Raw genomic sequence first — 15,234 nt, forward strand, 5'->3', positions numbered from 1 at the left:
GGTGAGCCCATGCGCGACCTGCTGAACGACTTTTCCGAAGACTTGAGCCATCCCGATCCGATCCGCCGCGCGCAGATCCAGATGAAGAAGCCGCTGCCGAAGCGCTTCTATCAGGCTGTTTCCGTCGAACCGAATGAGGACGGTTTCGCCATCATGCTCGACGGCAAGGCCGTACGCACGCCGGCCCGCCAGATCCTGGCCGTGCCGAGCGAAGCCCTGGCAAAGCTCGTGGCCGCCGAATGGGACGCACAGCGCGAGGTCATCGATCCCTCGCTGATGCCGGCAACGCGCCTCGTCAACACGGCGATCGACGGTGTCGCGACAGACACGCAGGCCGTCTTCGAGGATATTCTGCGCTTTTCGTCAAGCGATCTCCTCTGCTATCGCGCCGAAGGCCCCGAAAAGCTGGTCGAACGACAGATGGAACGCTGGGATCCGGTGCTCGACTGGGCAGCCGCCGATCTCGGCGCACGCTTCATCCTTGTCGAAGGCGTGATGCATCATGAGCAGCCGCGCGAGGCGATCGCCGCCTTCGGCTCGGCACTGCGCCGGCATGACAGTGCCCTCGAGCTCGCAGCTCTCCACACGATGACGACGATCACCGGTTCGGCGCTGCTGGCGCTTGCCATTGCCGAGACCGCGATCACGCCGGACGAAGCCTGGTCGCTCGCCCATCTCGATGAGGACTGGACCATCGAACATTGGGGAAGCGACGAAGAAGCCGAGCAGCGCCGGGCCAAGCGTTTTGAGGATTTCAAAGCGGCAACGGATGTTTTTTTCGCGCTAAGAGCCTGAATCATATTGCTTTGATGGGCTTTATGACCAAATCTGCGACTCCGGACGGGGATTTGCGGGAATTTGGAATGGCGTGGCTGAGGTCGAGAATTTGCCTGATGGCGCTTGTTTGCGTGGCGCTGACGGCCTGTGCCAGCCTTATGCCGAAGAAGCAGGAAAAGCCCGTCTATGACGTGCGCAGTGCCGTGGTTCTGTCCAGCACGACCATGTCGGCAGAGCTGCTCTCCGGCATCAACGATCGCGTCAACGCGGCCATCCGTGCAACGGTGCGCACGACCGAACTGCCGCGCGTGGTGCTGACGATTCGCATCGTTTCTGTCACAAAGGGTCTCGGCTTCCAGAAGGACCGCAACGTCGCCAAGGTCAGTATCGATGCCGCTTCTGTGGAGGACGGATCCGTCATTGCAGTTACATCCTTTGAGGTCACCAGCCTGACCGCAGATCCTGATCTGGCGGACCAAATTCTTGCGGAAGATATCGCGGCACGCGTGCGCTCCGCCTTCGCACTCAGCGGGCGATAGATCATTTCCGTTTCTCGTCGAATCCGGAATGATCTATCTCTTTGTTTTAACGCAATTCCGCATGCAAAACCGCTGCGCAGTTTTGCTGGAATTGCCCGAGCTGTAAAATCGGCCGTTGCAAGCGGCGAGGGGAAATCATGAAGGATATTCTTGAAGAACTCGAACGCCGCCGCGGTATTGCCCGTCTCGGCGGTGGCCAGCAGCGTATCGACGCGCAGCACCAGCGCGGCAAGCTGACGGCGCGCGAGCGCATCGATCTTTTCCTCGACGAAGGCTCTTTCGAAGAGTTCGACATGTTCGTGGAGCACCGCTCCACCGATTTCGGCATGGACAAGAGCCGCATCGCCGGCGACGGCGTGGTGACCGGCTGGGGCACGGTCAACGGCCGGACCGTCTTCGTCTTTGCCAAGGATTTCACCGTCTTCGGCGGCTCGCTCTCGGAAGCCCATGCCGAGAAGATCATCAAGGTGCAGGATATGGCGCTGAAGAACCGCGCCCCTATCATCGGCATCTATGATGCGGGCGGCGCACGCATCCAGGAGGGGGTGGCTGCGCTTGGCGGATATGCGGAGGTCTTCCAGCGTAACGTGCTGGCTTCCGGTGTCATTCCGCAGATCTCCGTCATCATGGGACCTTGCGCCGGCGGCGACGTCTATTCGCCCGCCATGACGGACTTCATCTTCATGGTGCGCGACACGTCCTACATGTTCGTCACCGGTCCCGATGTGGTCAAGACCGTCACCAACGAGACCGTGACGTCGGAGGAACTCGGCGGCGCCAGCGTGCACACGACACGCTCGTCGATCGCCGATGGCGCCTATGACAATGATGTCGATACGCTCAGTCAGGTGCGACGTCTCATCGACTTCCTGCCCCAGTCGAACACATCGCCGGTGCCGGAAATCGAATGGTACCAGTCGGTGACGGACGCGGACAATTCGCTGGACACGCTGATCCCCGCCAATGCGAACAAGCCCTACGACATCAAGGAACTGATCCAGAAGGTGGCGGACGAGGGGGATTTTTTCGAGATCCAGGCGAGCTTTGCCAAGAATATCGTCTGCGGTTTCGGGCGTATCGAGGGTTCGACGGTCGGCTTCGTCGCCAATCAGCCGATGGTGCTTGCCGGCGTGCTCGACAGCGACGCCTCGCGCAAGGCGGCGCGCTTCGTGCGCTTCTGCGACTGCTTCAACATTCCGATCGTCACTTTCGTCGACGTACCGGGTTTCCTGCCGGGCACGGCACAGGAATATGGCGGGCTCATCAAGCACGGCGCCAAGCTGCTTTTTGCCTATGCGGAGGCAACGGTTCCGAAGCTGACGGTCATTACCCGCAAGGCCTTCGGCGGTGCCTACGACGTGATGGCATCCAAGCATCTGCGCGGCGATTTGAACTATGCCTGGCCGACGGCGCAGATCGCCGTCATGGGCGCCAAGGGTGCTGTCGAGATCATCTTCCGCAAGGATATCGCCGATCCCGAAAAGATCGCCGCGCACACGAAGATGTACGAGGACCGTTTCCTGTCACCTTTCGTGGCTGCCGAACGCGGCTATGTCGATGAGGTGATCATGCCGCATTCGACACGGCGGCGGCTGGCGCGCGGGCTGAAGATGTTGAAGAACAAGGACCTCAGCAATCCGTGGAAGAAGCACGACAACATTCCGCTATGATCGAATAAAATAGCCTATTCAAGTGTTTATCCACAGTCAAAGTTGTGAACGCCTGTCAGCAAATTGTGTCTTCAGTCGTCGATAGAGACACGATAACGCTCGGCAGTACACCCTTAAGGAGAGTCTTTATGTCAACTTTCGAGCGTCTATCTGCCTACCGCCCCTATGGTCTGGCCGCTCTCAGAATCATGACCGCGCTTCTGTTCATCGAGCACGGTACGATGAAGCTTTTCGGCTTCCCGGCCGCCCAAGGCGACGGTCCGCTGTCCACCTTATTCCTGATTGCGGCATTGCTGGAAACCTTTGGCGGTATCCTCATTCTCATCGGCTTCGCAACACGACCGGTAGCCTTCCTGCTGTCGGGCGAAATGGCGATCGCCTATTTCATGGCGCATATGCCGCACAGCTTCTTCCCGGCTCTCAACCAGGGCGACGGCGCGGTGCTGTTCTGCTTCATCTTCCTCTACCTGTTCTTTGCCGGCGCCGGTGCATGGTCCGTCGATAACCGAAACGCATCAGCGTGACGTCTTAGCCCTCGGCCTGGATGTGGAAGCGCCTAGCAGGCGCTTCCACATTCGGACGTCTGTCTAGATATTGCCAGGAGGCGCAAAAAAGCAGTTCACGTCGTTTTCCGTCGGATGAAGACAGATGTGATAACGACCGTCTCCGGACGGAATCTCATCCCCGTACGGGATGAAAAAGAGATGCGGTCTGGTGGCAAGCGGATGATCTCCGGCACGCAGAAAGACGGAAAAACCGCGATGCCCTGGCCTGACATCCAGCGTTGGAATGGCATCACAATCCCGGTGTAGTTGATCGGACTTGCAACAGGCCGGTGGGTAGGTCCAGCCGCTCTCGGTCTCATGAGCGTCGGTTCTATCCGACATGCTGGCCAGGGCTGCAGCTGTCGCGGCCAGAAATATTGTCAAATTCGCTGTTGTCATTGCATACCTCCTTGGAGGCAGCCCGTCGAAAAACGCCGAGAGCGTGCTCGCTGATGGTCAAGAATACGACGTCTTGTTGATGCATCGATCAATCGTTTCCCATCCGGACGCGAAACTTCCGGCAACTGCGGATAAGGCCGCAAAGGAAACGAATTACAGCTTAAATGCGGGGAGAGCGCCTTCGCCACCAAGCTGGAAGGCATCGTACTCCCCTGAGAAGATCGGGTAAAATCAAACCCTCGGCCGCCAGGCTTGAGGGTTAAGGAATTTCGGGTTGAGGGCATTGGTTTGGGCCACGGGTTTTCTTCCCGCGGCCCTGTTTATTTCTGATGATTGCCTTCAGGCCGTCAACTTGAGACCGGCGATGCCTGCAACAATAAGGGCAATACAGATCAGGCGCGAGGCGCTTGCCGCATCGCCCAGAAGCCATACACCGAGCAGGACTGTGCCGACCGTGCCGATACCGGTCCAGATCGCGTAGGCCGTGCCGATCGGCAGGGTTTTAACGGCAAGACCAAGCAGAACGACGCTGATGACCATCGAAATCACCGTGAGGATGGTCGGCATAGGACGAGTGAAGCCATCGGTATATTTCAGACCGATTGCCCAACCACATTCAAAAAGGCCAGCGAGAAAAAGCAGGAACCAGGCCATCATACTCTCCATATCAAGAGCGAGGCCGTCCCCGCGACTTTTGCGACCCGGGCAGACCCGAGCGCCGCAGTCGTCTGCGTCGCACTTCATATGGACGAGGGAACGGCTGACTTCAAGCTAGGAATTGGCATAGCTGCCATGCCACCCGATTCCAGCGCCCGGAGAATGAAGTCAGGCGTTCTTGGCGCGGCGGCAAAGACGATCGAACGTTTCGAGAAAACGCGACCGGTCCTTGGGGCTGAAGACGGAGTTGTAGCCCTTGCTCTCACCGGTTTCACGCAGATGCGCGCCGAGATCGCGCATGGCGCTTGCCATGCCGATATTCGTTTCGTCGAAGACACGGCCCGTCGGACCGGTCACGAAGGAGCCCTTGGCGACACAGCGGACCGCAAGCGGCACATCGGCGGTGACGACGACATCTGTCGGGCCGGTATTGTCGGCAATCCAGTTGTCGGCAGCGTCGAAGGCGTTGGAGACGATGACGTTGCGCACCATCGGGTCGCGGGACGGGCGCAGGCCCGAATTGGCGACGAAGGTCACTTCCATTCCGAGGCGTTCGGCCACTTTCAGGATTTCGGGTTTGACGGGGCAGGCATCGGCATCAACATAGATCATGGCGATATCCTCAAGCGGGCTCTGTGGCCAGCGGACGGACCATATCGATATGGGGAATGCCGTCTTCGAGATATTCCTCCGAGGTTTTCACGAAACCGAAGGATTCATAGAAGCGGCTCAAATGCGCCTGCGCGGAGAGGGCAATCGGATTTGCCGGATAAAGCCTTTCGCAGGCCGCGATCGATTCGCTCATCAGCGCATCGCCAAGTCGCTTGCCGCGATGAGCGGGAGAGACGACGACGCGGCCGACCTTTGCCGGATCTTGCGCACCGTAGGGCTTCAAGAGCCGTGTCGAGCCGAGCAGTTCGCCGCCCTCCATGAGCCGCAGATGCAAGGCGTCGATATCCTTGCCGTCCAGTTCCGGATAGGGGCAGTTCTGCTCGACGACGAAGACATCCACACGCATCCGCAGGAGGTCGTAGAGCTCTCGCGCGGAGAGCTCATCGAGACCCTTGAGATCGACTGTGTAGCTAGGCGCAGTCATCGATACAAAACCCCAGTAGAGATAGATATAATGGAACACATGAGCACAGAGCCCTCATAGATATTTCGCAAGGATGGCGCGGCGGCTCTCGACAAGATAAATCAATGAATGCCGCTATCTGGTAGAGGTGGATCTTCCTCTACATCGTCGTCGCCACGCTTATATTGGTGAAAATCCAAGTMGTAAGCAAATGGCTTGTCTTGCGGAGGCTGCTGCGGATCAGTCGAGTAAAGATAAATGCGGCCGGTGGCATTGAAACCGACGTGTCTTCCTATGCTGACGACCATATCCGTGGCTTCGTCGCCGTCGGTAGCCCACGCTTTGATAGTAAAGAAGGCGGCCATGCCGAAGGTGGTCTCGAAATCCGGATTGGCCTCGGCGATTTCTCCGTCGGCGATAACCGTGAAATGGCGGAAAGCCGTTTTCAGCTTTCCGTATCTCAATTTCAATTTCCAGTTCTTCAGCAGATCCATGGACGACTAGTAAACCACGACGCCGCGGATGCTCTCACCCTTGTGCATGAGATCGAAGCCCTTGTTGATGTCTTCGAGCGGCATGGTGTGGGTGATCATCGGGTCGATCTGGATCTTGCCTTCCATGTACCAGTCGACGATCTTCGGCACGTCTGTGCGGCCACGGGCGCCGCCGAAGGCCGTGCCCATCCAGTTGCGGCCGGTGACGAGCTGGAAGGGACGCGTCGAGATCTCCTGGCCGGCGCCGGCAACGCCGATGATGACGGACTTGCCCCAGCCGCGGTGGCTGGCTTCCAGCGCCTGGCGCATGACCTTGGTGTTGCCGGTGCAATCGAAGGTGTAATCGGCGCCGCCGATCAGGTCGCCATGGCGCTTCGTCATGTTGACGAGATGGGGCACGATGTCATCGCCGACCTCCTTCGGGTTGACGAAATGCGTCATGCCGAACTTCTCGCCCCATGCCTTGCGGTCGGGATTGATATCGACGCCGATGATCATGTCGGCACCGGCAAGACGCAGGCCCTGAAGAACATTGAGGCCGATACCGCCGAGACCGAAGACGATGGCGGTTGCACCCATCTCGACTTTGGCCGTGTTGATGACGGCGCCGATGCCCGTCGTCACACCGCAGCCGATATAGCAGACCTTGTCGAAGGGAGCGTCGGGATTGATCTTCGCCAGCGCGATCTCCGGCAGAACGGTGAAGTTCGCGAAGGTGGAGCAGCCCATATAGTGGTGGATCTTGTCCTTGCCGATCGAGAAGCGCGAGGTGCCGTCCGGCATCACGCCCTGGCCCTGGGTTGCGCGAATCGAGGTGCAGAGATTGGTCTTGCGCGAGGTGCAGGAGTAGCACTCACGGCATTCCGGCGTGTAGAGCGGGATAACGTGATCGCCCTTCTTGAGCGATGTGACGCCGGGGCCGACATCGACAACGATGCCCGCGCCTTCGTGGCCAAGGATCGCCGGGAAGAGACCTTCCGGATCGGCGCCTGACAGGGTAAAATCATCGGTGTGGCAGATGCCCGTCGCCTTGACCTCGATCAGCACTTCGCCGGCCTTCGGGCCTTCGAGCTGAACGGTCATGACCTCAAGGGGTTTTCCTGCCTGAACGGCAACGGCGGCGCGAACATCCATCTTCGATCTCCTCGTGATTTGCGTGGCGGACTCTTGCACGCTCGGCAAGGGTGGCTCAAGCACAAAAAAGGCTTAGAGGGCCATCCGGAAATCGTGGTCGATGCTTCAGGCGAATTCCATGATGACGGCATCGACAGCGAGGCTCTCGCCGGGCGCAGCCTTGATCTTGCCGACGACGAGATCGCGCTCGGCGCGCAGCACATTTTCCATCTTCATGGCTTCGACGACGGCAAGCGTCTCCCCAGCCTTGACCTCCTGGCCCTCGGCGACGGCAATCGAGACGACGAGGCCGGGCATGGGGCAGAGCAGGAGCTTGGACGTATCCGGCGGCAGCTTGACCGGCATCAGGCGGTCGAGCTCGGCATGGCGAGGCGTGAAGACGCGCGCCTTGACCGATAGACCCTGCCAGTCGATGCGCAGGCCATTGAGGATCGGTCGGATCTGCGCGGTTACCGGGCGGCTGGCAATCCTGCCATGCCAGACCGGCTCGCCCGGTCGCCAATCGGTGACAACGGTTTCGGTGCGGCCGGCAACCTCCATTTCCATCTCGAAGGGGATGGTGACGAGGCCATCGACCAGTTTCACCGGCACGTAATTTCCGCCGAGCTTGACGACCCATTCTTCGCGCAACGGGCCRCTTGCCTGCCGCAGACGATCGGCAAAACCTTCGCGGCGCCCGGCCTCGCTCAGGGAAACGGAAAGCGCGATGGCGGCAAGGGCTGCCTCTTCCGCCGCATCTGGCGCCATCGGCGCAAATCCCTCGGGATATTCCTCGGCAATGAAGCCGGTGGAGAGGCGGCCTTCGCGCCAGCGCGGGTGTTTCATGAGGGCTGCGAGGAAGGGAACATTGTGCTCGATGCCGTCGACCACGAAAGCATCCAGCGCCTGTCCCATGGCTTCCACCGCCTGCAGGCGGCTCGGCGCCCAGGTGCAGAGCTTGGCGATCATCGGGTCGTAGTACATGGAGATTTCGGCGCCTTCGAAAACGCCGGTATCATTGCGGATGATGACGTCGCCGGTGCGGCCTTCCGCCGGCGGGCGGTAGCGCGTCAGGCGGCCGATCGAGGGCAGGAAGTTGCGGTAGGGATCTTCGGCATAGAGGCGGCTTTCCACCGCCCAGCCGTTGAGCTTGATATCCTTCTGCGCGAAGGGCAGCTTTTCCCCGGCAGCAACGCGGATCATCTGCTCGACGAGATCGATGCCGGTCACCAGCTCCGTCACAGGATGCTCGACCTGCAGACGGGTATTCATTTCCAGGAAATAGAAATTGCGGTCGCGGTCGACAATGAATTCCACCGTGCCGGCACTCTGGTAATCGACGGCCTTGGCCAGCGCCACAGACTGCTCGCCCATGGCAGCGCGGGTCTTCTCGTCGAGGAAAGGCGAGGGCGCTTCTTCGGCGACCTTCTGGTTCCGGCGCTGGATGGAGCATTCGCGCTCGCCGAGATAGACGACGTTGCCATGCGCATCGGCCAGAACCTGGATTTCGATATGGCGCGGATCGACGACATATTTCTCGATGAAGACGCGGTCGTCGCCGAAGGAACTCTTGGCTTCCGAGCGGGCGCGGTCGAAACCATCGCGTACTTCCGCTTGCGTCCATGCAATGCGCATGCCCTTGCCACCGCCGCCGGCCGACGCCTTTATCATCACGGGATAGCCGATCTCGGCGGCGATCTTTTCAGCGTGCGCCGGATCCTCGATGACGCCGAGATAGCCGGGAACGGTGGAAACCTTGGCGGCATTGGCGAATTTCTTCGATTCGATCTTGTCGCCCATCGCCATGATGGCCTTGGGCTTCGGACCGATGAAGACGATGCCCTGCTTTTCCAAGGCCTCGCAGAATGAGGCGCGCTCGGACAGGAAGCCGTAGCCGGGATGCACGGCTTCGGCACCGGTTTCCTTGCAGGCGGCGATGATCTTGTCGGCGACGAGATAGCTTTCGGCTGCCGGGGCAGGGCCGATATGAACAGCCTCATCGGCCATTTCGACATGCAGGGCATCCCGATCCGCATCCGAATAGACCGCAACGGTGGCAATGCCCATGCGGCGAGCGGTTTTGATCACGCGGCAGGCAATCTCGCCGCGATTCGCGATCAGGATCTTCTTGAACATCGAGTCTCCACCCAGGAAATGCGCTCCGGAGTTTTACGCATAAAAAGCCGGAACGCACAATCGGGCTGAGAAATCACCGGCAGATCAGGCAACTGCGGCAGCGGCAACCGGCTCTTCATCGATAATACGAAGCCAGCGGCTCCGCCTCGGCTGGGCATAGTCCCTGAGTTCGACCGCGGCCATGATCTCGCCCCAGCGCTGATGATTGGCGCCAGGCTGGGTTACCGCATCAATGCGCTGCAGCACGCCATATTCGACCGGCGACACGCCGATGACGCCGCCGTCGCTGACGTTTCTCAAAACACGCATCAGGTAATCCACATCCTGCCGCGTGATGCTTTTGCGGTCGGTGGCGCGGGTCAGCTTGTAACCACCGAGATCCTCTGAGAGCGCCAGACGGAGCTGATCAAGCACCAGGGCGCGCAGTTCATCGGGTACGTGGGCGCTGAGCTCCATGACATGCAGGATGAGCTCCAGCTCGAGGGCGGAATTGACGACGCCGTCGGTCGTGAACATGCGCATGATCCATGCGACATTGATCTCGTCCAGCGAGCCCTGCGGATAGGTGTAATCGACGATGAAGCCTGCCAGCTGTTCGATGAAAAACGTGTTCCACTCGGGGCATTTTTCGGGGCAGGAATTATTGAGCGCCAACAACACTACGACATGATCGGAAGTCCGGATTCCCTCCGGGAAGGTGTGTTTGCGCAAAAGCACAATGTCTTCGGCCGTCAGCCGATGCTTCCCGGCGATGACACACGCCGGAAAAGCGAGACGGAACTCACTCATGTTTTATCTCCAGACTTCATCATGAAGCCGGAAATGGTTTTATCGGTGCCGAATTGAAGATCCCTCAAGAAGAAGGGTTAACTGCAGTTTGGGGATTTCACGCGGATTTTAATGATCGCGCCTGGACGCGCTCGCGCCAGATGATGAAGAGCCCCGATGCAACAATAATTGCAATGCCTATCCATTTGGAAAAATTCGGAAAATCGCCGAAGAGGGCATAACCGAGCATGGTTGCCGAAATGATCTCGAAATATTGGAAGGGTGCCAGCAGCGACAGTGGCGCGAGCCGGAAAGCCTTAACAACCAGCATGTGCGCATAGCCCGAAATCGTGCCGAGGATCAGCAGCAGGACGAGGCCGAGCCAGGAGGCCGGCAGGGAGGGCGTGAAGTCGGCATTGCCGAAGCTGTTTCCGACAAACATTGCGCCCGCCATGAAGATCGTACCGCCAATACCGGACATGGTCTGCATCGTCAGCGGCGAATCTGCCTCGCCGATGGCGCGGTTGAGGAAGAGATAGAGCGAGAAGAGGAAGGCRCAGAAGACCGGCAGCAGCGCCTTCAGGCCGAAAATCTCGTAGCTCGGCTGGATGACGATCATGGCGCCGCCGAAACCGACGACGATTGCCGTCCAACGCCGCCAGCCGACCTTGTCGCCGAGGAAGAGCGCCGAAAGTGCCGTCAGCATGAAGGGCTCGACGAAATAGATGGCGAAGACATCGGCGAGCGGCATGTATTTGACGGCGACGAAGAAGAGCAGGCTGGCCGCACCATGCAGCGCGCCACGAAGCAGATTCATCCACGGGCGCTTGGCCGACAGAGCCTGCGTACCGAACATGGCGAAAAGGATCGGCAAGGTACAGACGAGCTGGAAGAAGAAGCGGTAGAAGGTTACCTGTCCGGGCGACATGCCCTCAAAGGTCGCCATATATTTGGCGATCGCATCCATCGTCGGCAGGATGGCCATGGCGCCGGCCATGATGGCCATGCCCCGGAGGGGATTCTGGGTGGAGGGAGATTCGGACATGACGGCTGCTTCTTGCGGATGATGTCATCAACCACAGGAAGCCCGGGCAATCAAGGACGGCAATCAGGGACAGAGTGCTGTATCGTTGACGGTTTCGCCGAATATCTCTTCGAAGGCGGCGCGCAGGCGGATGTCAGCGTCGACCATCGTCACGAGCAGGCCGAGATCGACGAGGCTGGTGACGCCATAGGCCGAGATGCCGCAGGGCACGATGCCGCCGAAATGATCGAGATCGGGATCGACGTTCAGCGACAGGCCGTGGAAGGTCACCCATTTGCGCAGACGGATGCCGAGTGCCGCGATCTTGTCTTCCGCCATGGTGCCGTCAGGCAGCAAGGGTCTCTCCGGCCGTCGGACCCAGACGCCGACACGATCCTCGCGGCGTTCGCCGCGGATATTCATCGAATCGAGCGTGCGGATGATGACCTCTTCGAGCGCTGCCACGAAGGCGCGCACATCCTGCCTGCGGCGCTTGAGATCGAGCATGACATAGGCAACGCGCTGGCCGGGGCCATGATAGGTGTATTCGCCACCACGACCGGTAGCGAAGACCGGAAAACGATCCGGCTGGACGAGATCCTTCGCGTCGGCGCTGGTGCCGGCTGTATAAAGCGGCGGATGTTCCAGCAGCCAGACGAGCTCGTCCCCGCCTTCGGAAATCACTGCGACTTCCCGCTCCATCGTCTCTACCGCTTCCTCATAGGGAACGAGCCCGTCTGAGATGCGCCAGCGTACGGGACGTGAGCCGAGTTTCGGGAGCATGGAAAAATCGAGATCGGTGCGTAGCATGGCAGTCCTTGGCGCAATCCGCAAAAATGGAGAGGGCGGGCGCGGGCTTCTATATGGACTTGGGCGAAGAGCGATTCAATCGCTCTTTGTGGCGGTCAGCCATCCTGGAGATGCAGCCCCGTGCAATCAATCCATAATGAAATGCGGGACGAAACGGGAGAGGTTCTGGGTAATAGGCGATTTGTCCTCGCGGATGCAGATGCCGCAGGCTTCGCCGGCGACGACCCAGGAGCCGATCACGGCATAATCCTCGCCGAACTGCGGGAGCAGGCAGGTTTCCTGCACAATGTAGCCCTCTGCGCCATATTCGCCATCCACCGCGATTATCGTTTCCCCCGACGTCAGCGTGACATTTGCGCCTTCGCGCGACAGGAGCGGTTTTCTGACGGCGTTTTCCAGACGCAGCGCCTGCGGATCGTCGGCGAAATAGGCGGGCAGCAGGTTCGGATGGTTGGGCGCCATTTCCCAGAGGACGGCGAGGAGGCCCTTGTTCGACAGCGTCATCTTCCACAGCGGCTCGTGGATCTTTGTGGGCGTGGAGATGAGATGTGCGCCAAACTCCTCGTGCACCATGAATTCCAGCGGGTAGAGCTTGAAGAGATTCTCCATCCGGCGGTCTTCGAGATCGGTGAACCAGTTCTCGGGATCGATGCCAATCTCTTCCATATCAAGCACCACAACTTCGAAGCCCGCCTGGAAGGCAACGTCGGCGAGATATTTGGTCGTCAGATAGTCTTCCTCATTGTCGGTGATGCAGCCGAAATGGAAGACGCCGCTGTCGCTGGCATTCTTGAAATACTGGAAAGCGCCGATGAGCTTCTCGTGGATCGAATTGAACTGGTCGGCATCGGCGCTCAACCGGCCAAGGCGCTTCATGTCTTGGAGCCATTCCCACTGGATGACAGCGCTTTCGAAGAGTGACGTCGGCGTATCGGCATTGAATTCGAAGAGTTTTGCCGGACCCTTGCCATCGTAACGCAGGTCGAAGCGGCCGTAGATATCACGATCGGACCATTTCCAGGACCTGCTGACGGCGGCGTGGAACTCGGCCGGGATCGCCATGCGCGTCATCAATGCGGGATCGGCGCAAATGCGATCGACTGCTTTGTAGCAGAGCTGCAGAATCTCGTTGGTCGGATCCTCGAGACCATCCTCGATCTCAGCGAGCGTGAATTGGTAGGCATTGCGCTCATCCCAATAGAGTTCGCCATACATGTGGTGGATGGTGAAATCGAGGTCTTCGAGTTTCCGCACCCAGTCAGGTCTTTCGCCGGTCGCGATGCGCTTCATCTTGAGCCCTCAGGACGCAGCAAAGTGGCGGGCGCCAAAACCGGAGCGGGCGAGCGTCGTCGTGGGGGCTGCGGGCTTATAGTGAGCGGCGGATTGATAGGCCATCTTGAAGCCGCCGACCTTGTTGGTGACCAGAATGCCCCGCGCGTCCACGAAACCCGGAACATGGCGGCTCTCGTACAACGCCGATGCGGGCACAGCCGGATAGTAGACGCCATTGACCTTCTTATCGGGCTGACCAACGAGATACCCGCCGAGATAAGGGCTGAAATGTCCTCCTCCGGAGGCATGGACCGAAGAGGTCTGCTCACAACGGCCGTCGCCGAATTCCTCCTCGCAATCCTCGCGTTTATCGTAGGAGGGGGAGCTTTTCAGATGTTCATCGCGAGCGATCGCGAAGCTGCTTTTGCAGTCGTCAGGACCGAACTTGTTGTCCTTAAGGCAGTCATCGACCGTCTTGTAGGCCGCCGTCTCGGTATCGCCGTGATACAGCGAGTCGATGTAAAGGCCGATAACGAGGGTTCCGAGAATCGCGAGTGCTACGCCGCCCTTGACGTATTTATAGCGATCTTCCGATGTCATGCGGTCCCCCATGGTTAGGCGCGATGCAATGCGCGGGCAAAGCGAAATAAGCGCCAAGCCGAAATGTCCGGCTTGCGTTCGAATGTATGAGAAAGGCTGGATTGCCAGCGAGCGTGAGTTACCTCACGCAGGAACCGGCATCAGCGGAAGCTAGTTCTTCTAGCGAAACGTCAAAAATTGCCGATCGAAATAATTTTCATGAAAGGAACACCCCTGAACCCCTAAGCGTTCCATCTATGTTCTCAATTCCAGATGGAAGTCAAGCGGCAGATTGCGCACCAGAATTGCAGCAAGTGCCGGCTGGCTTTGCTGTGATATCCACCAGGGGCGATATAGGCGGGAAAGGGCCGCCGCGCGCTACTTCTTGCGGCGAGGCCGTCAGGACCGGAGACTAAACCTTTGGCCAAAAAAGAAAAAACCCGCCGAAGCGGGTTTCTTTGGTGCGGTCGAGAAGACTCGAACTTCCACGGGTTGCCCCACAGCGACCTCAACGCTGCGCGTCTACCAATTCCGCCACGACCGCATCGTGGTAGGCCGATTTGCGTCGGCGAGGCAGCATGTAGCAAAAGCCTCTGACGGACACAAGCGCGATATGACAGTTTTTTTTAAAAGCTTGCCCGAGGTGTGGATTACGCCGTGTGGAGCATTGAAATTGCAAAGGAAAAGGGCCGGAAACCGGCCCTTTCTCGGATCATGTCAGTGCATTGCGCGGCAGGCCTCAGTGCGGCTTGCGCCGCTATCGGCACCTTTCTGATGCGAACCCTTCGGGCCGACCATGCTGTGGCAATCCGGAAGAGGCTTGATGCTGGCGGTGGCAGTGTTGTCGACCTTCGCGGGCTTGGCCATCGCGGCCGGTGCGAAGCCGTCACTATCATTCGTATAGTCGCTGGAATAGGCCGGGGGGGCCACATGGGTCGGGTAGTGAATAGGCTTCGCCGGCGCGACCGGCGTCTGGTAGAGGCCATCACCATTATTGGAATAGTCGTCCATAAATTTCGGCTGTGCAAAAGCGGCACTTGCCATGCTGACGGCGAACAGGGTGGCGGCGGCGGCGAACTTCATGCGCATGGGTCTATCTCCTCAATCTATTGTTGAATTCAACAACGTAAATCCAACCCTCGGCAAGATAAGTTCGCGCTCCAATTTGGGCGATTTTGTGAGAAAGATGACAGCTCTGTTGCGGCGTTTTGTCCGAACAAAATCACATATTTGTCAACGTTTTTGACGGGCACGTTACCTTAGCCGGCACAGTTAATTGCCTGAGATGTCAGGGCTTTCCGAAAGATTACAATCCTGCAATCTTTGATTGATTAACTATTTTTAATTTTAGAGACAGCAAAACCGGAAAGCAGGCC

General features: G+C 58.9%; 17 protein-coding genes and 1 tRNA gene. 4 read left to right on the forward strand and 14 right to left on the reverse strand.

Features of this window, described 5'->3' with window-relative positions:
- Positions 1-9 precede the first annotated feature (9 nt).
- The 4 genes from AC1DF8_RS14460 (at position 10) to AC1DF8_RS14475 (ending at position 3,510) form a co-directional block, all read left to right on the forward strand.
- The gene (locus AC1DF8_RS14460; protein ID WP_478153994.1) at positions 10-795 is read left to right on the forward strand and encodes an ATP12 family chaperone protein; all 786 of its coding nucleotides are present in this window, start codon (positions 10-12) and stop codon (positions 793-795) included.
- Positions 796-863: 68 nt separating this feature from the next.
- Positions 864-1,316: a calponin homology domain-containing protein gene (locus AC1DF8_RS14465; RefSeq protein WP_029868834.1), complete on the forward strand. Its 453-nt coding sequence runs from the start codon at positions 864-866 to the stop codon at positions 1,314-1,316.
- A 137-nt stretch (positions 1,317-1,453) separates the two neighbouring features.
- A complete protein-coding gene (locus AC1DF8_RS14470) occupies positions 1,454-2,986 on the forward strand; it encodes an acyl-CoA carboxylase subunit beta (RefSeq protein ID WP_029868833.1) in 1,533 nt (510 codons plus the stop codon).
- Between the two features lie 128 nt (positions 2,987-3,114).
- Complete coding sequence (locus AC1DF8_RS14475) at positions 3,115-3,510, forward strand: DoxX family protein (protein ID WP_112547700.1); 396 nt, start codon at positions 3,115-3,117, stop codon at positions 3,508-3,510.
- A gap of 63 nt (positions 3,511-3,573) precedes the next feature.
- Here the strand turns inward: AC1DF8_RS14475 and AC1DF8_RS14480 are convergent, their stop codons facing one another.
- The 14 genes from AC1DF8_RS14480 to AC1DF8_RS14545 form a co-directional block, all read right to left on the reverse strand.
- A complete protein-coding gene (locus tag AC1DF8_RS14480; protein WP_112968170.1) occupies positions 3,574-3,930 on the reverse strand; it encodes a hypothetical protein in 357 nt (118 codons plus the stop codon).
- A gap of 339 nt (positions 3,931-4,269) precedes the next feature.
- Positions 4,270-4,584 carry a quaternary ammonium compound efflux SMR transporter SugE gene (gene sugE / locus AC1DF8_RS14485; protein ID WP_113117043.1) on the reverse strand — a complete coding sequence of 105 codons (315 nt, stop codon included), beginning with the start codon at positions 4,582-4,584 and terminating at the stop codon, positions 4,270-4,272.
- A gap of 171 nt (positions 4,585-4,755) precedes the next feature.
- Positions 4,756-5,199, reverse strand: a complete 444-nt coding sequence (locus tag AC1DF8_RS14490; RefSeq protein WP_478153995.1) for a YaiI/YqxD family protein — start codon at positions 5,197-5,199, stop codon at positions 4,756-4,758.
- Between the two features lie 10 nt (positions 5,200-5,209).
- Positions 5,210-5,683, reverse strand: coding sequence for a GNAT family N-acetyltransferase (locus tag AC1DF8_RS14495; protein WP_112547786.1), 474 nt, complete (start codon positions 5,681-5,683; stop codon positions 5,210-5,212).
- A 101-nt stretch (positions 5,684-5,784) separates the two neighbouring features.
- Positions 5,785-6,156 (reverse strand): hypothetical protein, encoded by a 372-nt coding sequence (locus AC1DF8_RS14500; protein ID WP_478153996.1) that lies wholly within the window; start codon positions 6,154-6,156, stop codon positions 5,785-5,787.
- A 6-nt stretch (positions 6,157-6,162) separates the two neighbouring features.
- The gene (locus AC1DF8_RS14505) at positions 6,163-7,290 is read right to left on the reverse strand and encodes an S-(hydroxymethyl)glutathione dehydrogenase/class III alcohol dehydrogenase (RefSeq protein ID WP_112968168.1); all 1,128 of its coding nucleotides are present in this window, start codon (positions 7,288-7,290) and stop codon (positions 6,163-6,165) included.
- 105 nt (positions 7,291-7,395) lie between these two features.
- Positions 7,396-9,405, reverse strand: a complete 2,010-nt coding sequence (locus AC1DF8_RS14510) for an acetyl-CoA carboxylase biotin carboxylase subunit (RefSeq protein WP_478153997.1) — start codon at positions 9,403-9,405, stop codon at positions 7,396-7,398.
- An 84-nt stretch (positions 9,406-9,489) separates the two neighbouring features.
- The gene (locus AC1DF8_RS14515) at positions 9,490-10,194 is read right to left on the reverse strand and encodes a hypothetical protein (protein WP_478153998.1); all 705 of its coding nucleotides are present in this window, start codon (positions 10,192-10,194) and stop codon (positions 9,490-9,492) included.
- A gap of 97 nt (positions 10,195-10,291) precedes the next feature.
- The gene (locus tag AC1DF8_RS14520) at positions 10,292-11,218 is read right to left on the reverse strand and encodes a DMT family transporter (RefSeq protein ID WP_478153999.1); all 927 of its coding nucleotides are present in this window, start codon (positions 11,216-11,218) and stop codon (positions 10,292-10,294) included.
- Between the two features lie 63 nt (positions 11,219-11,281).
- A complete protein-coding gene (lipB, locus tag AC1DF8_RS14525; RefSeq protein WP_113015861.1) occupies positions 11,282-12,007 on the reverse strand; it encodes a lipoyl(octanoyl) transferase LipB in 726 nt (241 codons plus the stop codon).
- Between the two features lie 126 nt (positions 12,008-12,133).
- A complete protein-coding gene (locus AC1DF8_RS14530; protein ID WP_112547689.1) occupies positions 12,134-13,297 on the reverse strand; it encodes a glutathionylspermidine synthase family protein in 1,164 nt (387 codons plus the stop codon).
- A 9-nt stretch (positions 13,298-13,306) separates the two neighbouring features.
- A complete protein-coding gene (locus AC1DF8_RS14535) occupies positions 13,307-13,879 on the reverse strand; it encodes a DUF1190 domain-containing protein (protein ID WP_162710234.1) in 573 nt (190 codons plus the stop codon).
- Between the two features lie 438 nt (positions 13,880-14,317).
- A tRNA-Leu gene (locus AC1DF8_RS14540) sits at positions 14,318-14,402 on the reverse strand.
- Positions 14,403-14,575: 173 nt separating this feature from the next.
- Positions 14,576-14,947: a hypothetical protein gene (locus AC1DF8_RS14545; RefSeq protein ID WP_112968163.1), complete on the reverse strand. Its 372-nt coding sequence runs from the start codon at positions 14,945-14,947 to the stop codon at positions 14,576-14,578.
- Positions 14,948-15,234: the final 287 nt, after the last annotated feature.

It is taken from the genome of Rhizobium sp. 05N49, assembly GCF_056396805.1.